At 40.3% G+C, this 20,807-nt stretch carries 14 protein-coding genes; all 14 read left to right on the top strand.

Features of this window, described 5'->3' with window-relative positions; all coding sequences use genetic code 11:
* The first annotated feature begins 279 nt into the window (after nucleotides 1-279).
* Complete coding sequence (locus B879_RS16250) at nucleotides 280-1,380, top strand: DUF4934 domain-containing protein (RefSeq protein ID WP_083847958.1); 1,101 nt, start codon at nucleotides 280-282, stop codon at nucleotides 1,378-1,380.
* 63 nt (nucleotides 1,381-1,443) lie between these two features.
* Nucleotides 1,444-2,214, top strand: a complete 771-nt coding sequence (locus B879_RS16245; protein ID WP_009186303.1) for a cysteine peptidase family C39 domain-containing protein — start codon at nucleotides 1,444-1,446, stop codon at nucleotides 2,212-2,214.
* Nucleotides 2,215-2,510: 296 nt separating this feature from the next.
* Nucleotides 2,511-4,082 (top strand): cysteine peptidase family C39 domain-containing protein, encoded by a 1,572-nt coding sequence (locus tag B879_RS16240; RefSeq protein WP_009186302.1) that lies wholly within the window; start codon nucleotides 2,511-2,513, stop codon nucleotides 4,080-4,082.
* Between the two features lie 105 nt (nucleotides 4,083-4,187).
* Nucleotides 4,188-4,391, top strand: a complete 204-nt coding sequence (locus B879_RS22195; RefSeq protein WP_009186301.1) for a hypothetical protein — start codon at nucleotides 4,188-4,190, stop codon at nucleotides 4,389-4,391.
* Nucleotides 4,392-4,571: 180 nt separating this feature from the next.
* Nucleotides 4,572-5,747 carry a hypothetical protein gene (locus B879_RS16235; protein WP_009186300.1) on the top strand — a complete coding sequence of 392 codons (1,176 nt, stop codon included), beginning with the start codon at nucleotides 4,572-4,574 and terminating at the stop codon, nucleotides 5,745-5,747.
* Between the two features lie 253 nt (nucleotides 5,748-6,000).
* Nucleotides 6,001-8,208: a peptidase domain-containing ABC transporter gene (locus B879_RS16230; RefSeq protein ID WP_009186299.1), complete on the top strand. Its 2,208-nt coding sequence runs from the start codon at nucleotides 6,001-6,003 to the stop codon at nucleotides 8,206-8,208.
* 2 nt (nucleotides 8,209-8,210) lie between these two features.
* The gene (locus B879_RS16225) at nucleotides 8,211-9,515 is read left to right on the top strand and encodes an HlyD family secretion protein (protein WP_009186298.1); all 1,305 of its coding nucleotides are present in this window, start codon (nucleotides 8,211-8,213) and stop codon (nucleotides 9,513-9,515) included.
* 1 nt (nucleotide 9,516) lies between these two features.
* Nucleotides 9,517-11,181, top strand: a complete 1,665-nt coding sequence (locus tag B879_RS16220; RefSeq protein WP_009186297.1) for a DUF6734 family protein — start codon at nucleotides 9,517-9,519, stop codon at nucleotides 11,179-11,181.
* A 66-nt stretch (nucleotides 11,182-11,247) separates the two neighbouring features.
* Nucleotides 11,248-11,442, top strand: a complete 195-nt coding sequence (locus tag B879_RS16215; protein WP_009186296.1) for a hypothetical protein — start codon at nucleotides 11,248-11,250, stop codon at nucleotides 11,440-11,442.
* A 60-nt stretch (nucleotides 11,443-11,502) separates the two neighbouring features.
* Nucleotides 11,503-12,651, top strand: a complete 1,149-nt coding sequence (locus B879_RS16210; protein WP_009186295.1) for a DUF4221 family protein — start codon at nucleotides 11,503-11,505, stop codon at nucleotides 12,649-12,651.
* A 21-nt stretch (nucleotides 12,652-12,672) separates the two neighbouring features.
* Nucleotides 12,673-13,008 carry a cysteine peptidase family C39 domain-containing protein gene (locus tag B879_RS16205; protein WP_009186294.1) on the top strand — a complete coding sequence of 112 codons (336 nt, stop codon included), beginning with the start codon at nucleotides 12,673-12,675 and terminating at the stop codon, nucleotides 13,006-13,008.
* A 91-nt stretch (nucleotides 13,009-13,099) separates the two neighbouring features.
* The gene (locus B879_RS16200) at nucleotides 13,100-14,173 is read left to right on the top strand and encodes an efflux RND transporter periplasmic adaptor subunit (protein WP_009186293.1); all 1,074 of its coding nucleotides are present in this window, start codon (nucleotides 13,100-13,102) and stop codon (nucleotides 14,171-14,173) included.
* Between the two features lie 4 nt (nucleotides 14,174-14,177).
* On the top strand, nucleotides 14,178-17,258 hold the full coding sequence (locus B879_RS16195) for an efflux RND transporter permease subunit (RefSeq protein ID WP_009186292.1): 3,081 nt from the start codon (nucleotides 14,178-14,180) through the stop codon (nucleotides 17,256-17,258).
* Between the two features lie 172 nt (nucleotides 17,259-17,430).
* Nucleotides 17,431-20,547: an efflux RND transporter permease subunit gene (locus B879_RS16190; protein WP_009186291.1), complete on the top strand. Its 3,117-nt coding sequence runs from the start codon at nucleotides 17,431-17,433 to the stop codon at nucleotides 20,545-20,547.
* Nucleotides 20,548-20,807 lie beyond the last annotated feature (260 nt).

The following is a 20,807-nucleotide window of genomic DNA, read 5'->3' as shown; positions in this document are numbered from 1 at the left end:
GGCGGAAATTCATATACCTGTTCTTGTCGAGGTGGTTGTCCATTTTATGTTTGGGCTGATAATCAAAGTGAAGCAGAAGAAATTGCGGAGATACAATGTTCAAGTTCTGATGTAAGTTGCGCCATCCAATAATTTTAAAAGGTGGAGAAAATAAAAAATTCTCCACTTTTATTTCCTTTTAAAATTTCAACTAAAATTAAAGGGGTAAATAGTATACAAGTTAAAACCTTGATTCTATTTCAAGTTAGTTATACCATATAATCTCAAACTAATAAATAAATGATGTTCAAATTAAAGGATATAATAATCAAATCGAAATTAGCACTAAGTTTTAAGGAATTTTTAATAATTTGTTTACTTGCCTTTGGCTGCAACAATTCAGAATTATCAGATTTAAAAGAAATCCAAGTCATTAAAGGAACTGAAACTGACCTATACTTATCTGAAATAGCTAGCTCTATCAATATTATCCAACTTGAAACAAATCCCGAATCTTTGATTAGCAGTATTTATGATTTAAAAATCTTTCAGGACAAAATATTTGTAAAGGATAGAAATAAACAAATTCTGGTTTTTGATAAAGAAGGGAATTTCATAAGAAATTTAGTTCAACAGGGTGATGGGCCCATGGAAACCAAAACCGTAAATTCTTTTGAAATTGACGGGAAATCGGGTAAAATTTATATTAGCGGTCTGAATAAACTTTTGACTTATTCGAAGGATCAGAATTTTTTAGAGGAAAAATCTTTCTCTATTAATTTAAATCATCTAACAATGTTGGAAAATAAATTATTTGCTATTGCAGAATATAATATGAATCCCATTGAGAAAGGCTTTACCAATGAAACCATATTGTTTGAAATGAGTCCTGAACTTGAATTTAAAGATTCCATTTCCTTAAGAAAAATAGTACTCGACCAAAAAATCATATTAGGTTTTCATAACAGGAATTATATTTCAAGAGTTGGGGATAAAAAATATGTTTATATACCTACTCCGCCAACTGATAAGATCTTTAGGGATACTCTTTATGAGATTAAGGACAAAATATTGAAACCTAATTTAAAACTGAATTTTGGAGTTGATCAATTTACAGACAATGGAAATAAGGCTATTCTAATTCGAAATGTATACGTTTCAAAGGACTACCTTTTGTGTGAGTACGATCATGATAACAAAAAGAAGTTTTTCCTATATCACTTTAAAAATGCCAAGGGGTACAACCTTAACGAAGGATTTTTAGATGATCAAGGAGATAAGGTTGTTTTAAGACCCTTAGATTTAAATAACAATGTCTTTTATTATACAAAGACTAAGGAGTTTTCCGTCGTTACTTCTGAAGAACTTAACCCTGAGATTGGAATTGTAAAGTTGAATTAAGCTTTTTGATTTAATGTGGTTTTATACAATAGTTAAGTCTCCAAAATTTAAATTGAGAAGTTTTTGAAGAACTCATTCCCCTTCTACAAACAACCCGACAACAAAGACTGCGGACCTACCTGCTTGCGGATCATCGCAAAGCACTATGGGAAGCTCATTTCCTTGAAAGAAATCCGTGAAATATCAGAGACGACCAGGGAAGGAAGCAGCCTATTGAAGCTAAGTGATGCCGCAGAGGCTATGGGCTTTAAATCAATAGGAGCAAAGCTGAGTTTTGAAAAACTAAAGGAGGCACCTTTACCACTGATTGTCCATTGGAACAAACATCACTTTGTAGTGGTGTATAAAATCAGAAAAGATACGGTCCATATTTCTGATCCAGCCTATGGTCTGATTCAATATACCAAGGAAGAATTCATTTCACGATGGATCGGCAACAATGCCAATGAGCAGACCAAAGAAGGTATTACCCTCCTGCTCGAACCTACTCCTGACTTTAGGAAAATGAAATGGGAGGATAATGAGAAACCTTCTCTAAGTTTTCTGTTCAAATACCTCTTCAATTATAAAAACCTGATAGCCCAACTGGCCATCGGATTGTTGGTAGGCAGTCTCTTGCAGTTGATTTTCCCTTTTCTGACCCAAAGCATTGTGGATGTGGGGATCCTAAACCAGGATATCAACTTTAACTATCTGGTGCTTTTTGCCCAGATCATGCTCTTCCTCGGAAGGATTAGTGTGGAAGTGCTCCGAAGCTGGATATTGTTGCACCTGACCACCCGGATCAATATTTCACTTGTTTCAGATATTTTCAGGGAACTTACATTCAGATAAGTGATTTTCATAAAATTGTACTTTTACTTTTTTATAAAAACTATTAAAAAAGTTAAAAATTCTGTAAATCATCAATTTACCTATCAATTAGTTTGAAGATGGGGGGGGGGTAAAACGAATATTTTAAAATATAATTCTGAACTATGAGCTTAGAATAATGCAATTTATTGATTTTCATGTGATTGTAATGTTTTTTGTTTTTGGAATTTCAAAATCTAATGATTAAGTTCATATGTGCTTTTATTATTTTGAAGCACTTGGTAGAATGATTAGGTATTTTGGAAATTTTAGTTTTTATGGAAAATTCATTTTTGATTTTGAAGAAAACGCTTCTGCTACTGGATATTCCTTTTACGAAAAGCTATCTGAAAGATAAAGTGGCATCCCATCCTGAACAGGAATCCTTGCTTACCATTTCGGATACCTTGAATCATTATAAGGTGGACAGCATTGGACTCAAACTTACTGTAGAAAAGTTAGAACAAATTCCGCTGCCCTGTATAATACAGATTCAAGAAAATGGACATCCTTTTTTTAGTGTGCTCACTAAATCGGAAATAGATACCGTATCCTTCCTGGATGAAAAGGGAAAAATCAAATATATTTCAAAAAAGGATTTTGCCAAAAACTGGACAGGTGTAACCATGCTATTGGAAAAGTCTGATAAATCTGGTGAACCTGGATACAAAGAAAGACAGCGGGAAGTTGTAGTGTTCCGATCATTGCTTGGTCTCCTTGGACTAATAAGTCTCATTGGGTTAATTGCTTTTTATCAGCCTATTTTCGCAAACCCATACCAAGTGCTTATAATTTTGTTCCTTTTCCTCCTTAAAGTTACTGGATTGTTCATTTCCTCGGTTTTGCTTTGGTCAGAAGTTGATAAAGACAACAAGGCCATAAGGGATTTTTGTACGGGAGGCAAGAATATAGACTGTAATTCAGTTACCTCTTCCTTTTCTTTGCCAGGAGGGATAAGTTTAAGCATCATAGCCTTTGCCTATTTCTTTTCTGGAGTTCTCTTTTTGCTTTTGACTTCATTTTCAGGATCAGGTTTGCAGCTGCTTAGCTATTTGAATCTGTCCGGAGTATTTGTAATTCCCATATCCATCTATTACCAATGGGTAAAAATCAGGAAATGGTGTGTGCTGTGCCTTTGGATTTCGGCAGTACTGCTCGCAGAAATCCTGCTTAGTCAGATTTTTCTGGTTAACACTGATTCCGTACAATTTCAAGATTTGGCTTTGTATTTTTTTCTTTTTGTCGGAACAGTTGTGGCTTGGCTGAGTCTAAAGCCATATTTTCTAGCCAAAAAGGAACTTCAAAAGCACAAAAGCAAACTTGCCAGATTTCTCTCCAACACCGAGATTTTCGATCAATTATTATCCAGCTCAAGAAAATTTTCCAATAACCCAGAAGGATTGGGAATATTGCTGAAAGGGGAAAAGGCCAAATACCATGTACTCAAAGTCTGTAATCCTTATTGTGGACCATGTGCTAATTCTCATCCTATTTTGGAAGAATTGTTTGAGTCTGGAAATATAAACCTACAAGTCGTATTTCATCCCGGTGGAGAAGATGCCATTAAGTATAAAACTATTAGTCATATTATGGCTCTAGCAGCTCAGGCCAATCAGGAGCAGATACTGAAAGCACTTGATGATTGGTACCTGCTAGAGAAGAAGGAGTATGAAACCTTTGCAGATAAATATCCCATGAACGGAGAACTGAAAGCTCAGGAATCCCGCATAAAAGACATGCTAAATTGGTGCGAACAGGAAAATATCAGTTACACACCCACAATCTTTATCAATGGGCATGAATTACCTAAAGCTTACAGTATAGAAGATCTAAAATATATTCTGGTATAAAAAAACACCATTTTGTGATAAAAAATATTCAATCGCGATGAATGGTCAGATGCTTCGGCTGACCCAAATGTCCGGAGGTTTTAATTTTCAATAAAATCTAAAAAAATGAAAAAGTTAAGTTTGGAAATGTTAAGACTTACCTCCGATGAGGTATTGGGAAGAAGTCAGATGAAGAAGATTACTGGGGGGTATGGATGTTGGCTGACTTGCGATGGTTGGACCAGGGCAATGCAGGTAAGTGATTGTAGTTTATCCACTAGAAGATTTTATTGTGGGGGTACTGACCCCATAGCTACATGCAATTGCTAAGGTTGTAGGTGCGGATTTTTTTAATTACTATCCGCACCTATAATTTTATTGCTACTTACTTAAATTATATCAATTAAACACAACCATAATTATTCGAGGGTAGTATGAAGCTTTGGCTTTGAATTTCAAGTCTATTAAAAATATGTTAATCATATAGAAACCCCTTTTAATTTTAATTCTATGTTTAGAGCCCTTCATTTAACAAAGTATTTGAAATCAAGAAAATTACATGCAATTATAGCTGTATTCACTACGTTTTTCACCTTTCCTTTTATTGCATTCTCCCAAAATTTGTTGCAAAAAAAGGGAGAGTTTAAAATCAATTCCCTTTCTCCCATTGAAATCCTTGACTACCATTCGGAAACTCAATATTTTTTAGGATATACCAGAACTATTGATGGCCTCAATTTATGCCTTATTAATGGTGATGGAGAGATAATTATTCAAAAAAAGTTGGTTGGTGAAGGCCCAGACCGGGTAAAAACTTCCATAAATTGTGTTGCATTTTCAGAGGAAGGAGAAGTTTGGGTACAGTCACCTTCTGAAATAGTATTATTAGATCAAAACTTTAATATAAAAACACGGACTAAATATCAATCAGGGACAAACATTCAAATCTATGGGAGAATAGAATATTTGGAGTACTATTATCCTCAAAATTCTTTTTCAAAATTCACTTTTTCTACTATTCCGAATGGAACTAGTGCATATTTGGATGGAAGGGATTTTAGGACCAGTCATTTGATTGAATTTCTTGACCTTGAACTTGAAAAGCTATTTGAAATAGGACCAGTGTCAGAAAGAGGTAATTTTAAGCTCCTTGATAAATCAATAGGTTCAATTTATTTTCCCATTTTCACAATAGACAGAGTAAATAAAAAACTTTTTTTAACTGCTTCATTAGATGATGAAATCACGATATATGACTTAAAAAGCCAGAAATTGGAGTCTAGAATTAAAATTAATCATAATGAATTTAAAATACTTAACAGTGGCCGTATTGCTTTATCAAGATTACCCTCTTACGATAATAGGATAAATTTAGGTGCAAGGAACCATAAGATTTTTAGTTTAGAGGATGGCTTGATGCTGCTGGAATATATTCAGGAAATACCTTCTGGGATTTATGAACAGAAAAAAGCCTTAGATAGCGAATACCATCATTTTAAAGATCCGTATTATCACAAGCTTATCTTATTTAACGAAAACAAACAATTATCTGAAGATATTCCAATGCCCAACAATGGTAAATTGATGATCAGTATGCCTAAAAACCAACTTTTGTTTCAAATAGTCGATCCAGAGGTGGAGGAAGATTTTATCAGGTATGAAATATTTGAAATTGTAAATGAATAGGTTGATTACGATCCCTATTATTTAATTAATGTATATCCGCAATTAGACCAACAACCAATTTAAAGAGGATTTTGAATCAACCCCATATTTATAGATACCAGTCAGCCTGCAGGCAAGTTGGATCCGTCACGAACAAGTTATTCATTGATATTAGCTTTAAATCAAAAGTTTATTCTTTTGTGAAGATTCCACTGGTAAGAAAGCGGACAATCATATATTAATTTATTGAGCTTTGGGTTAATTATCGATTTAAATGAATTTAAAAACTAAATTCCCCTTCTACAAACAACCCGACTCCAAAGACTGTGGCCCCACCTGCTTGCGCATCATAGCGAAGCACTATGGGAAACTCATTTCCTTGAAAGAAATCCGGGAAATATCAGAAACAACGAGGGAAGGAAGTAGTTTGCTTAAGCTGAGTGAGGCAGCAGAGGCCATGGGATTTAAAACCATAGGGGCAAAACTGAATTTTAATAAACTCAAGGAAGGCCCCCTTCCTGTTATTGTCCATTGGAACAAACATCATTTTGTAGTGGTTTATCGCATCCGAAAGGACGTGGTCTATATTTCCGATCCTGCCTATGGTTTAATTCAATATACCAAGCAGGAATTTATTTCAAGATGGATAGGATATAACGCAAATGAGCAAACCAAAGAAGGAATTACACTCCTGCTTGAACCTACCCCAGCCTTCAGAAAAATGAAATGGGAGGATAATGAAAAACGTTCCCTCGGCTTCCTTTTCAAATACCTTTTCAATTATAAAAACCTGATTGCCCAGCTGGCCATCGGATTGCTGGTAGGCAGTCTCTTGCAGTTGATTTTTCCTTTCCTGACCCAGAGTATTGTCGATGTGGGGATCCAAAACCAGGACATCAACTTTATCTATTTGGTTTTATTTGCCCAGATTATGCTCTTCCTCGGGAGGATGAGCGTGGAAGTGCTCCGCAGCTGGATATTGTTGCACCTGACCACCCGGATCAATATATCTCTTGTATCGGATTTTTTTATCAAGCTGATGAACCTGCCCATTTCCTATTTTGATACACGCATGACAGGGGATATCATGCAGAGGATTGGCGACCACCGCAGGATAGAAAACCTGCTTACGGGAACCACACTCAGTACGCTCTTTTCTTTTTTCAATCTGATCGTGTTTGGGGCTGTGCTGATCTATTACAGCCTTACGATTTTCCTTATTTTTCTTGGGGGAAGCGTTCTCTATCTCGCTTGGGTGCTGTTTTTTATGAAGCGGCGCAGGGAGCTGGACTACAAACGATTTGCCCAGATGAGCCAGGAACAGAGCACGGTGATCGAATTAATAAACGGCATGCAGGAAATCAAGATGCACAATGCCGAAAAACAAAAGCGCTGGAGCTGGGAATTTGTGCAGGCCCGGTTGTTTCAGGTATCTATCCAGTCTTTATCCCTGGAACAGGCACAGCAGGTAGGGTCTTCAGTCATCAACGAACTTAAAAACATCCTGATCACTTTCACTTCTGCTGTTCTCGTCATTGAAGGAAATCTGACCCTAGGTATGATGCTGGCCCTACAGTACATCATCGGTCAGTTGAATGGGCCGATAACGGAACTTGTGGGCTTTGTCAGGTCCTATCAGGATGCCGCTATCAGTCTGGAGCGGCTCAATGAAATCCATGACAGGGAAGATGAGGAAAATACTGAGACGCAGTTTATCAGGAACATCCTGCCAAATGAAGCAATTGAAGTAAAGGGTCTTTCCTTCCGCTATGTGGGAGCAGAAGAACCTGTTCTTTCTGGTGTCAACCTAAGCGTTCCCCCACAGCAGGTAACTGCCATAGTTGGTGCCAGTGGAAGTGGAAAAACCACCTTGATGAAGCTTCTGCTGAAATTTTATGATCCGACATCCGGGGAAATCCGCTATGGTAAGCATGATCTCAAAACCATCAGTGCCAAAAGTTGGAGGGACCAATGCGGGGTGGTGATGCAGGAAAGTTATATTTTTAATGATACTATTGCGGCCAATATAGCGGTGGGTCAGGACCGGATCGATCAGGAAAGGTTGTTAGAGTCTGCCCGGAATGCAAATATCCTTGATTTTGTCCAGTCACTTCCGCTTGGCTTTAATACAAAGATCGGCAATGAAGGAGTGGGAATGAGTACGGGACAGAAGCAGCGTCTTTTTATAGCCAGGGCCATCTATAAAAATCCGGCTATGCTCTTTTTTGATGAGGCTACCTCGGCCCTTGATGCCAAAAATGAACGGGAGGTCATGGAAAATCTCCGGCGGTTTATGCAGGGCAAAACGGTCTTTATCATTGCCCACAGGCTGAGTACTGTCCGGAATGCTGACCAGATCATTGTCATCGATCAGGGGAGGATTGTAGAGCAGGGTACACACCTGGAATTGGTTGATACTCAAGGGATCTATTATGACCTGGTTAAAAATCAGCTGGAACTCGAAAAAATAAACGGAAACTGAATATGCCACTAGCTCCGGCCCAAAACGACAACCTACACCTTCGCTCGGAAGAGGTTCAGGAGATCATCTCCAGGCCTCCTGCCTGGCTGATACGCTGGGGTATAACCCTTGTGTTCCTGATGCTGACACTTTTAATAGGGCTGTCCTTTCTGATCCGGTATCCTGATTTTGTAGAGGCCAAGGTTTTGGTGACCACTGTTGATCCTACTGAGCGGATTGCCGCAAGGATTTCAGGTCAGATAGAGACCTTATTTGTTAAAAACGGGGAAAAGGTCAGCATGGGGCAGCCCCTGGCAGGGATCAAGAGTACGGCCAAAATGGAAGATGTGCTTTTTTTAAAAGCCACATTGGAACAGGAACCTTTTATAAAGGACAATGACTTTTTGTTTCCTGTTGAATTGCTTACCGAATTGGTTTTAGGGGAGATTGGTTTGCCCTTTCTGGAATTTGAAAGGAGCTATATGGAGTATAGGCTGTTGGGTGAACTGCAGCCCTATGATGGACAATTGGAAGGAAACAAGATCTCTATCGGGGAAATCAAAAACAGGATTCAAAGCCAGACAGCCCAAAAGGCATTGCTGGACCGCAGGCTAAATCTGGCCAAAATTGATTATGAGAGGAATAAAGGCTTACACAGGGATGGCATCATCGCGGACAGGGATTTTGAGTTCAAAGAGATGGAATACCTTCAGATGGAAGAGCAGGTTAACCAAATGGCCATATCCATTTCACAATTACATGAAGCGCTCAGCACTGCCAATCAGACCGTCCGAAGCACAAACATCAATAAGGAAGAGGAGGAAACTAGGTCTTTGAAAGCCCTGATCCAATCTTATCAGGGGTTAAAAAGAAGTCTTCGGGACTGGGAGTATACCTATCTGGTGAAGTCCTCCATCAATGGAATAGTAAGTTTCCAGAAAGTATGGGGTGCCAACCAACAGGTCAATTTAGGCGAGTTGGTATTTACAGTACTGCCTGAAAACAAAGCAGAACTGATGGGAGCCATGAAAATATCTCCCCAAAATGCGGGGAAAGTGAGTGTTGGCCAGAAGGTACTGATCAAGCTGGACAATTATCCCTTTCAGGAATTTGGGGCCCTTATCGGAAAGATTTCCAGCATTTCTGTTTCCCCCGACGATGAGTTCAATTATCTGGTTTATGCTTCATTGCCCAATGGGACGACGACTTCTTTCGATAGGGAAATCCCATTCAATCAGGAATTGTTGGGAAATGCGGAAATCATCACAGAAGAATTAAGTGTGGCAGAGCGGTTGTTTTTCAAGTTCAGGTCTATAATGGTTTACTAGGATGAAAATTATTCACACATTTTGGATAGATGAAGGGAGAGATCCTCTCGTAGACAGCTTTGGATGGTGCAGTGCACAGTACCATGTAATGAGTTGGGCATTGAGTTGCTTACAGCTACACCAATTTTACGACAATATAGAATTGATCACAGACCATAAAGGAAAGGATTTACTGATTGACCAATTGAAATTGCCTTATAAGAGAGTGAGAACTGAACTGGAGGGTTTAGATTTTAATGAAGTTCCAAGCTTATGGGTAACGAAAAAAATATACTCCTATACCCTTCATGAGGAGCCCTTCCTGAATGTTGACGGGGATGTATATATTTTTAAGCCTTTTCCGGATAATCTCTTTTCGGGTCAGTTAATTGCACAAAATATAGAACAGGGATTTGACTATTATAAGGAATTGGTTGATTTGGTTGAAAATACTTTTGACTTTGTGCCTTCTTTTTTTTCTACTCCTTACAATCAAGATAAAACCTTAAATGGGTCAAATGCGGGGATTATAGGAGGACAGGATTTTGGCTTTTTTAAACTGTATTTTGAAAACGTAAGAGCCTTCGTAGATTTAAATAAAACTAAAATTAACCAATTGCCTGATGCTTTGATTTCAAACTTCAATGCTGTTGTCGAGCAATTTATATTTTACAGATTAAGTCAGGAATTAGAAATTCCAATCCGATACTATCTGCCACCTTCTTTAGATCCTGCCTTTGAAGGGTATGCTGACTTCCATTATCTGCCGAAAAATTGCCCCTACATTCACACAATGGGTAGTTTTAAAAAAAATGGATGGGTTTGCGAACAAATGGCTCATAGGCTTAGAGTTGATTATCCGGAGTATTATTACCGCATTCTAAGTCTGTTTGAATCTAAGGCGATAGGTGAAAAGGAAAACCAAGCCCAAGAACTGGCCTTTTATTCCCAACCTCATAAATCTAGCTATTCGATAAAGTACAACATCAAATCTGAAGAGGAAAAATTCCAAAGAACTTGGCAACTTGCTTCCTTGGTCCTTAATCCTGAAAATAACTCAATGAATGCGAGTGAGATTTCCATATTACAAGCACTGGAGCTTATGGAAAAGGAACCGGACAACAGATCAACGGCGGTTTTGAAAGATGTGTTTGATTTTGAAAATGAAAAGCTCAGACTGATCCAATCCATGCCGGCTGACCCTATTATTTTCGAAAACGAGCAAAATGCTATTGATAATGCAAACTTGGTTTTTGTTGATGATCAATGGAAAGAAAAGGCAGTGTTGAAATTGTCTCCAATGGCTATGACTATAGAATCCCAATGGGATTGGTCTATGAATCATGTATTGTTTACCAAGATTAAGGGAAATGATGTTGTGTCCAATTTGAACCTTGAACCTTATCATTACCTAACTTTATTGTTGTCGGATAAGCATCATGGGGAAGTTATAGAATATTTGTTGAACCCCATAGAGACTTATGTTTTCTCACTGCTATCAAAAGAGAGTTATTTGGCTTTTTCAGAGATCCTACTACAAGCAGATAGATTCTTCGAAAATGTAAATAGACAAAAGCTACTGGTTTATTTGGAAGAAGCTATAAGATTTCTCGCATACAGTGGGGTGCTTATCTTAAAAGTTAATAAAAGTGATCTAAAAACTTATGAAAATATTCAGTCGCGATGAATGGTCAGATGCTTCGGCTGACCCAAATGTCCGGGGATTTTAATTTTCAATAATATCTAAAATATCATGAAAAAGTTAAGCTTAGAAATGCTCAGACTTACTTCTGATGAAGTATTGGGGAGAAGTCAAATGAAGAAGATTACTGGGGGGTATGGTGCTGGATGTCTCGAAAGGAAATGTGGTTCAAAGCACAAAGATGTAGTTTGCTGCCCACAAACCACTTGTAGTAACCAGACAGATGGGTTTTGTGTCCTTAATTAATAAGAATTCAGGAAGCCACAGTAATTGTGGCTTCTTTTTATTCCTTAATAAGAAATCATAATGAAATATTTAATTATATTAATTTTATTATTTTCTGCGTGTACGGCAAGAAAAATTGAAGTCGAATATCCATCAGTGTCTTATTCATTAGATACTGTGAGAATTAATTCTAAGGATGAAATTTTGGATTTGTGGGGATTTGCGTCATTTTCTGATTTAAATTTTGATGAAAATTCAATTTTTTCTTATAATTCTTTTAATCATTCATTGGATCAAATAGATCTTGAAAAGTTAGAATTTACAAAAAGGATACCACTTGAAAAAGATGGGCCAAATGGAACTGGCGAAATTTTCGTTGGTTTCAATGTGTTGAAAGATGATCGTTTTTTTATTAAGTCTTATGTGGAATCTGCAATTTTTGATGGTACTGGAAACTTAATTCAAAAAGTAGATTGGATAAATTCAATAGATTCTAATGGGGAAAAATATGACGATTCCCCCATGATACAAATTCTTGTAGATTCAGAAGATTTACTTGTTTTTGGTCTTTCATACGATTATGAAAATATTGAAGTTAATCTTCATGTTTTATCTGTAGGAGAAAATAAGGTAGACCGATTAAACCTCAATTCAAAAAAATCATATGGTGATTTAAGCATTAGGAGTGCTCGGTCCGGTAATATTGTTGGTCCTAGTATTGAATTAATAAATCAAAATAATAAGATCATTATAAGTTATGAATTTTCAAATGAGATCGTCTATTATGATTACAAAGTTAAAGCATTGAGATTTGTAGACTATAACCCTACACTGACTCCTAAAAGGGTAAAACCCCCAAATATTAGTGATGGTCCATTGGAACAAATAATTAAAGAAATAAAACATTTCAAAGAACAAGTCAGCTATTATCGTCCAGTATGGGATATTGAAAGCAAGCAGTATTTTCGTTTGTCAACGACAACAATTTTTTCGGAGGAAAATAAAGAAAATTCAAAGGCTACTTATGGTGAAACTCAAGAAATAAAGGTTTTTCTAACTGTTTTCGACTCTGAATTTAATCTCCTTTCTGAACTTGAGATAGAGGAATTGTCAGACTTTGATAATGATTATTTCATTAAAGATGGGAAGCTTTGGCTATTCATTAACTTGGACGATGAAATGGGGTTTGTCAGAATAAGTTTAAATAATGTAATAAGAAACTCATATTAGGTTAATTTAAAATAATAATTTTTGAAACTCACCTTCCCATTCTACAAACAACCCGACTCCAAAGACTGTGGACCTACCTGCCTGCGAATCATCGCCAAGCACTATGGCAAGCTGATATCTCTTAAGGAAATCCGTGAAATATCAGAGACGACCAGGGAAGGAAGCAGCCTATTGAAGCCAAGTGATGCCGCAGAGGCTATGGGCTTTAAATCAATAGGAGCAAAGCTGAGTTTTGAAAAACTAAAGGAGGCACCTTTACCACTGATTGTCCATTGGAACAAACATCACTTTGTAGTAGTGTATAAAATCAGAAAAGATATCGTCTATATTTCTGATCCAGCTTATGGCCTGATCTAGTATTCAAAAGCACGACATCGTTAGACCAATATTTGGTTTTTTTATATTGATTTAAAGATATTTTAGTTAATTTGTTGTTATATTTCGGCATATGAGATATTTCAGTTTTCAATATTTTCTCCTTATCGCCTTTGTACTCCTTTTTTCCTGCAAAGAAGAAAAAGGGCAAAGTCAAGACCAACCTTTGGAAGCTTTTAGGGCAGAGGTGTCTGCCACGCCTGTTCGGGTAGCCCAGGCAGAGCGCAAGTCCTTTGATTACCTCATCAACGCCACGGGTAAAATCGAAGCTTTGGCACAGGTTAAGCTCAGTGCAGAACGATCAGGGATTTTGGAGCTGATGCAGGTAAAGGAAGGGGATTTTGTGGAAAAAGGGACCGTATTGGCAAGACTGGACCTTAGAGAAAATCAGCTCAAATTGGAAAAAGCCAAAATAGCCCTTAAAAATGCGGAAGTCAATTTCCAGTCCGAGGCCCTGAGTTTCTCAGAGGTTTTTCAGGGAAATGATGAAAACCGGAAAAAAGAAATTGAAGAGTACCTCAAGATCAAAAGTGGATTTTTTGCCGCGGAACTTGACCTGAAGGAGGCTGAGATGGATCTGGAAAAATCCACCATTAAAGCCCCCATTTCCGGAAGAATCGCTGACTTAAAGGTGAGAACAGGGGCTATGGTGAATGCAGGGGATGAATTGTTTGAAATTATCAATACAGGTCAGTTGGAGCTAAAAGTCAAAGTCCTGGAATCAGATATCAATTTGATTTCAATTGGGCAAAAAGCAGAAATTTATCCCGTGGGTGGAGGCTTTTTGGATCTGACCGGAACGGTAAGAAGCATCAATCCCAAGGTAGATGAAAACGGATTGGTTCAGGTTGCCATTCTGGTCAGTGCGGCCAAAGGCCTGCTTCCCGGCATGAATGCACGTGCCATCATCCGTGCCCCACAGAACAATTCCCTGGTGGTCCCCAAAGAAGCCTTGGTGTACCGTTCCAACCGTCCCGTGGTATTTACCATTGAAAACAATGAATCCAAATGGAATTATGTGGAGGTAGGTAAGGACAATGGCAGGGAAGTGGAAGTGCTTTCCGGCATAGAGGCAGGCATGACGGTCATCACTTCGAATAATCTGCAATTGGCCCATCAGGCACCTGTACAAATCGTCAAAGAGTAAAGCCATGGTAAGATTTTTATTGGCCAGACCGATTGCTGTTTTTATGACCTTTTTGGCCTTGATGGTCTTTTCGGTGATTGTTTTCCGAACCTTACCCATTTCACTTTTACCTCCTATTGATGTTCCCCAAATCGTTATCAAGGTCAACTATCCCAATGCTTCGCCCGAGGCCATAGAGCAAAATGTGCTTTCCCCAATCCGGGAAAGCCTGATGACCCTCAACGGGCTGGAAGACATGGACAGCAAAGCGGGCGCCGAGGTGGGGTCCATCCGCCTAATTTTTGATTATAATACACCCATGGACCTCGCGTACATTGAGGTCAATGAAAAAATTGACAGGCTGACCAATAGCCTGCCTTCCGACCTTAGCCGTCCCCAGGTCATTCGGGTCAATACCAATGATATTCCGGTGGTAAGGGTACAGGTCACTCCCAAAGCAGGTTTTGACTTTACTGAAGTCAGTCTCTTGACGGAAAATGTGCTCAAAAAAAGACTGGAGCAGTTGGATGGCGTATCCCTGGTGGATATCAATGGCAAAAAGGAGCGGATCATCACCGTCAGTCCCGATAAAGCTGCCCTCAGGGCATTGGGAATGTCTGAGGAGAATGTCATCAATGCCATCCAATTTGGCAATGAAGAACTGCCGGGAATTTCTGTGGAAGATGGGCAGTTCCGCTATTACCTGCGCTTGGCAACCCGGGTGGATAACCCTGCAGACATTATGAAATTGCCGGTGACTTCCTCCGAAGGGGTTACTGTAGATCTGGGCAGGGTAGCAAAGGTACAATATGAGGTCAATGAAGTGATGGGTTTTCACTTATTCGGGGAAGAAGAAGGATTGGTGATTACCGTGCACAAACAGGCGGCAGCCAAGATGAATGAATTGCTGCCCAGGGTGTATGAAGCCATAGACATTTTCCAGGAAGATTATCCGCAGGTGGATTTTGCCCTCACCCAGGACCAGTCTGTCCTACTCAATGCAGGGATCAGCAATTTGCAGACTTCCCTTTTGTTTGGAGGCATGTTTGCTTTTGGGGTCCTGTTCATATTCATGGGCAATTACCGGACCCCCATCATCATCGGCATTTCCCTTCCCTCTTCTCTGCTGATCAGCTTTCTGGTATTTTATTTCTTTGAGCTTTCTATCAATGTGATTTCACTTTCCGGACTGGCCTTGGGCTTGGGGATGTTGATTGATAATTCCATCATTGTATTGGATAACATTACACGGAAAAGAAAAGAAGGACTTGGGCTTTTCGATGCCTGTGCAGAAGGCGTCAATGAGGTCATGTCCGCTTTGATCAGTTCTGTATTGACGACCTTGGCGGTCTTTGTGCCTTTGGTTTTCCTTAGTGGAATTTCCGGGGCCTTGTTTTTTGATCAGGCGGTATCGGTGGCGGCTATCTTAAGTGTGTCTTTGTTGGTGGCTTTTATCCTTTTGCCCATGTTATACCATTTTTTCTTCCGGAAGAAATCCCAGGAGGGATTGCCGGAGGAAGACAGTCGGTTCTTCAAAGCGGTACTGAAAGGATACAAGCGCTTGTATGTTAGGATATTTGCCAAAAGAGGGCTCAGTTTTGGTTTTTTCCTGCTACTGATTCCGGCCGGCTTGGCATTGGCCTATTTGCTGCCGATTCAGGGATTGCCGCCCATAGAAAAATTTGATGCAGTGGTAAGGATCGACTGGAATGAGCCTATCGGTGTGGAGCAAAACAGAGACAGGGTGTTGAGCTTGTTGGAAAATATGCAAGGGGTATATGAAAAGGCGGAAGCGGACATTGGGGTGCGGCAATTTATTCTTTTTGATGGGGAGAGTTCCCTGCAGGAAGCCAATCTGTACTTTCTTTTTGAAACCCAGGCGTCCAAAACCGAGGAAATGGCCCGATTACAATCCTTATTGAGAAACACTTATCCCCGTGCTCAGGTTGAAATTTCAGATGCCCCCAATGCTTTTGATCAGTTGTTTGCCTCCAATTTGCCCTTTTATGAAGTGAGGTGGAAGGATTTGACTACCAAACGACCCGTGGAGGAGGAGAGAATGGATGTTTGGCTATTGGAATTTCCCACCCAAGAATTCGAGCGGGGGCCGAGTCTTCAAAAGGAGGCTTCTGTGGTTTTCCGCTTGGATCCTTCCCGTATGGCTTTGTATGGTATTCAGGCCAATGACTTACAAGTGCAGATCAAAAGATTGTTCGGTGCCTATACCATTACAGATATCAAAAGGTTTGGGGAGATCACTCCGATCAAACTCAGTGCGGAAAGGCAGGATTTCGAAGCCATCTTGAGAAATAATACCATCAGAGGAAAAGATGGGGTGGAATATGCGCTGAGTAACTTCATCCGTTTTGATTACGAGAATCAGTACAAATTTGTCACTGCGGATAAAGGAGGGGTATACCAGTCTGTACTGCTTACCTCGGAAAATCCAACCACTTATAATTCGGAGATTTTCAGTTGGGGAGCGGAGAGGAATCTGAGTGTGTCTTTCTTTGGGCAGTATTTCAAAGACAGGGAGACCATTCGTGAATTGATAGGCGTTTTGTTGGTAGCAGTTTTGTTGCTGTATTTTATTCTTTCAGCGCAGTTTGAAAGTTTTGTGCAGCCTTTAATTGTTATTTTCACCCTGCCTTTAGGTATTGCAGGGGCCTTTTTGGTGCTTTTGCTGACCGGAACGAGTTTGAATGTCATGTCGGCCATTGGTCTGGTGGTGATGTTGGGCATTATGGTCAACGATGCCATCTTGAAAATAGATACCATTAACAGGTTGAGGATAAAATATGCTCCGGCCATGCCGGGTAGGGAGGCTTTGGATAGGGCTTTATTTGAAGCAGGGGAAATCCGGCTCAAACCCATTATGATGACTTCGGTCACCACCATTCTGGCCTTGTTGCCGGTGGTGTTCAGTTCTGGCTTGGGTGCGGATTTGCAGCGGCCACTGGTCTTTTCCGTGATCGGCGGCCTGACGATCGGAACCTTTACGGCATTGTACTTTGTGCCATTGGCGTATTGGTTTTTAGTTAGACACAAGACTCAAGACACAAGACTCAAGACTCAAAACATGATACATTCAAGTACCATGTACTAAATACAATGTACCAAGAAGGGAGATTTTGGGAGTTTTTGAAACATTAAGAAATTGAAGGATTTGAAGGAATCATTAAGAAAGGTTGAAGTTGTGAGTCTGAAATCGGAATAAGTCTTATTTCTTGCCTCTTGTCTCTTGATTCTGATCTCTCGCATCTAACAGTCTCAAAAAAATGTCACCATTTAGGATTATCATAGCGTTCATAGTACTCAGCATCATCGGCTTTGCCCTGGTGCCCAGGCTTTCTGTGGACCTGAATCCACGGGAGCGGGAACCGGTATTGACGGTGAGTTACGCTGTGCCAAGGTCCAGTCCTGAATTGGTGGAAAAACTGGCTACCTCCCCCTTGGAAGGAGCGCTCTCCCAATTGGCAGACCTCAAAAAGATCAACTCGGTATCCAATTATGACCGTGGTTCTATTACCCTACGTTTCGATAAAAACACGGATATGGACTTCAAGAAATTTGAAGTGGCTTCCATCATCAGGCAAGTATATCCCTCTTTGGATTCCAAGGTTTCTTATCCCTTGGTCACCCAATCTGAAGAACGTAGAAGTGATCAGAAAACCCCTATCCTTACCTATTCGGTGAATGGGCCCTTTGCTTCTTTTGAGATCAAGAAAATTGCAGAAGATGTGCTCAAGTCCACGCTCAACCGATTCGAGGAAATCGAAGAAGTGACCATCCGTGGTGCCAATGACCTGCAGCTTTTTGTGACCTATGACATCAAAAAGCTACAAGCACTCAAGATGAGCAAACAAGACCTGGAGTCTGCCATCCGGGGAGCTTTTGGCCGGTCTTATCCGGGTGCCGTCCTGACCAATAGAGAGGAAACGCTTTTTATCCAAGTGGACAGGTCCCTGAATAGCCTGAGCCAATTGGAGAATCTGCTGGTTACCACCCGGGAGGGTAAGGAAATTTTCTTGAAAGATATCGCCCAGCTGACCTTGGAAGAAGCGGAAGCCACCGCTTATTACCGCATCAATGGCAATAATTCCGTTACCCTTTCTATCATCAACCGGGATGGGGTAAACAAGGTACTTTTGGCCAAAAATATCAAAGATGCTATAGAGAATGCCAAAGACCTGCTGCCGGCAGGCTTTGAAGTGCGCCTGGAGAATGACGATACCGAATTTCTGGAGAAGGAACTAAACAAAATTTACAAAAGATCCGGTCTATCCATCCTGATTTTGATCGTTTTCATTTTTTTGATGAACAGGAACCTGCGTTACCTGAGCATCCTTTTCTTGGGGATAGTGGTCAACCTGAGCATTACAGGGATCATTTTGTATTTGCTTAAAGTAGATATCCACCTCTATTCACTGGCGGGGCTGACCATATCTTTTGGACTGATCGTGGACAATGCCATCATCATGATCGATCACCTGCACAAGCACAAAAACAGGAAGGTTTTTCTTGCCTTATTGGCTGCTTCTTTGACTACGATTGCGGCTTTGATGATCGTGTTTTTCCTTCCGGAGGATGACCGTAAAAACCTGACGGAGTTTTCTGTGGTAGTGGCCGGGATGCTGGCGGTATCTTTATTGGTAGCCTTGCTTTTTACCCCGGCCATGTACCAGCTGCTCTTTGGAGAGAAAGCTAAAAAAGGCAGGGTGCTTACTGTTCCTCAACTCAGAAAAAGGGCAAGAGGATTCCGTGCTTTCCAAAGCGGAATTGGTTTTGTTGCCAATTATAGAAAGAGCTTTATTGTTGCTCTGATTTTGCTTTTTGGAGTTCCCATATTTTTTCTGCCCAATAAATGGGAGGGGCAGGAATGGTACAATAAAAGCATAGGCAGTACACTGTATCAGGAAGATATCCGGCCTTATGTGGACAAGTACCTGGGTGGGTCCTTGAGGATGTTTGTAAGGGGTGTTTTTGAAAAATCTTCTTACCGGGAAGCGGAGAAGACCCGTTTGTATGTCACAGCCCGTTTGCCTTTTGGCAATACCTTGGATCAGATGGATTTTATCATGCGGGAATTTGAAGGCTACCTGAAAGGGGTGGAGGGAATTGATCAATTTGTAACCTGGGTGCAGTCAGGACAGTATGCCCAGATTGTGATCACCTTCAAGGAGGCCTATGAAAAATCTGCCTTACCCTATCAATTGAAAGGCAGGCTATCAGTCAAATCCACCGATTGGTCAGGCGCCAGGTGGACAATTTATGGGGTGGGACAGGGCTTCTTTACAGGGGCAGGGGGAGAGGGAATTCCGCAATTTAGGTTGACCATGAAAGGGTACAATTACGATGAATTGGAACGGCAGGCTGAGATCCTGGCCGAGAAACTTTTACAACATCGCAGGATTCAGGAGGTCAATACCAATGAGCGGTTGAGCTGGAATGAGCAAAAGACAGAGGAGTATGTCCTGCGCTTGGATCAGGGCAGCATGGCCTTAGGGGGGACCAATCAGTATCAAGTGATTTCTGCCCTTGATGATGTTTCCAAACCCACCGGACCATCGGTGTACCTGACCATGGAGGACAAAAACTATGGCTTGGTAGTAAGGGAGCAAGCTTCAGAGAAATATTCCAAATATGACCTGGAGTCCAACAGCTTGATTACAGGAGAAGACCGTATCTTTAAGGTCAGTAATTTTGGTTCACTTAGCAAAGAAACTACCACCAATGCCCTGCACAAAGAGGACCGGCAGTATATCCGCTTGGTGGCTTTTGAGTACATGGGTTCTGCCAAATTCGGTAATGAATACCTGGATGAGGTCTTAGAGGAAATGAAGGCTATCATGCCCATCGGTTATTCCGCTTCCAAGCAGACCTGGTCTTGGAATTGGGAAAAGGCGAAAAGGCAGTACAGTTTGATTCTGGTGCTCATTGTGGGCATATTTTTTATTACCTCGGTATTATTTGAAAACCTCAAGCAACCCTTTTATATCATCGTGATCATACCGATTTCATTTATCGGCTTATTTTTGATTTTTTCTCTGTTTGACTTCTATTTTGATCAGGGAGGCTATGCGGCCTTTGTGATGCTGGGGGGCTTAGCGGTGAATGCAGCGATATTTATCGTCAATGACCTGAATAACCGAAGGCATGGGCTGTACAACAGGAACATCCTCAAAGCAGTCGCAGGAAAAGCGGTTCCCATCATGTTGACCATATTGTCTACCTGTTTTGGTCTGATTCCTTTTATCATGGAAGGTCAGAATGAGGTTTTTTGGTTTTCCCTGGCCATTGGCACCATCGGTGGGTTGGTATTCAGTATTGTGGGGGTGTTTTTGGCCTTACCGGTGTTTTTGTGGAGAAAAAAAATTAAGGTTTGCTGCTGTTGAGCAATGTTAGCTATGCCGCTATGTGGTTTTTTTTAACCACATTAGAGAACATAGCACACATAGTTCCCCTTATCTACCGCCTGATTTTAAAAATAAAGGTTAGCTGCTGTTGAGCAATGTTAGCTATGCCGCTATGTGGTGTTTTTTTTAACCACATTAGAGATCATAGCACACATAGTTCCCCTATATCTGCCGCCTGATTTTAAAATAAAGGTTTGCTGCTGTTTCGCTATGTTTGCTATGCTGCTATGTGGTGTTTT

Origin of the sequence: Cecembia lonarensis LW9 (assembly GCF_000298295.1) — a bacterium.
Lineage (GTDB): Bacteria > Bacteroidota > Bacteroidia > Cytophagales > Cyclobacteriaceae > Cecembia > Cecembia lonarensis.
Note: the sequence above shows the minus strand (reverse complement) of the source record. Positions and strands in the feature narration are given on the sequence as shown.

Excerpts from the sequence above, each read along its gene's own strand:
- B879_RS16195 (WP_009186292.1), top strand. The coding sequence starts at position 14,178 with ATGGTAAGATTTTTATTGGCCAGACCGATTGCTGTTTTTATGACCTTT.
- B879_RS16210 (WP_009186295.1), top strand. The coding sequence starts at position 11,503 with ATGAAATATTTAATTATATTAATTTTATTATTTTCTGCGTGTACGGCA.
- B879_RS16220 (WP_009186297.1), top strand. The coding sequence starts at position 9,517 with ATGAAAATTATTCACACATTTTGGATAGATGAAGGGAGAGATCCTCTC.
- B879_RS16230 (WP_009186299.1), top strand. The coding sequence starts at position 6,001 with ATGAATTTAAAAACTAAATTCCCCTTCTACAAACAACCCGACTCCAAA.
- B879_RS16235 (WP_009186300.1), top strand. The coding sequence starts at position 4,572 with ATGTTTAGAGCCCTTCATTTAACAAAGTATTTGAAATCAAGAAAATTA.
- B879_RS22195 (WP_009186301.1), top strand. The coding sequence starts at position 4,188 with ATGAAAAAGTTAAGTTTGGAAATGTTAAGACTTACCTCCGATGAGGTA.
- B879_RS16250 (WP_083847958.1), top strand. The coding sequence starts at position 280 with ATGATGTTCAAATTAAAGGATATAATAATCAAATCGAAATTAGCACTA.
- B879_RS16240 (WP_009186302.1), top strand. The coding sequence starts at position 2,511 with ATGGAAAATTCATTTTTGATTTTGAAGAAAACGCTTCTGCTACTGGAT.
- B879_RS16225 (WP_009186298.1), top strand. The coding sequence starts at position 8,211 with ATGCCACTAGCTCCGGCCCAAAACGACAACCTACACCTTCGCTCGGAA.
- B879_RS16190 (WP_009186291.1), top strand. The coding sequence starts at position 17,431 with ATGTCACCATTTAGGATTATCATAGCGTTCATAGTACTCAGCATCATC.
- B879_RS16200 (WP_009186293.1), top strand. The coding sequence starts at position 13,100 with ATGAGATATTTCAGTTTTCAATATTTTCTCCTTATCGCCTTTGTACTC.
- B879_RS16215 (WP_009186296.1), top strand. The coding sequence starts at position 11,248 with ATGAAAAAGTTAAGCTTAGAAATGCTCAGACTTACTTCTGATGAAGTA.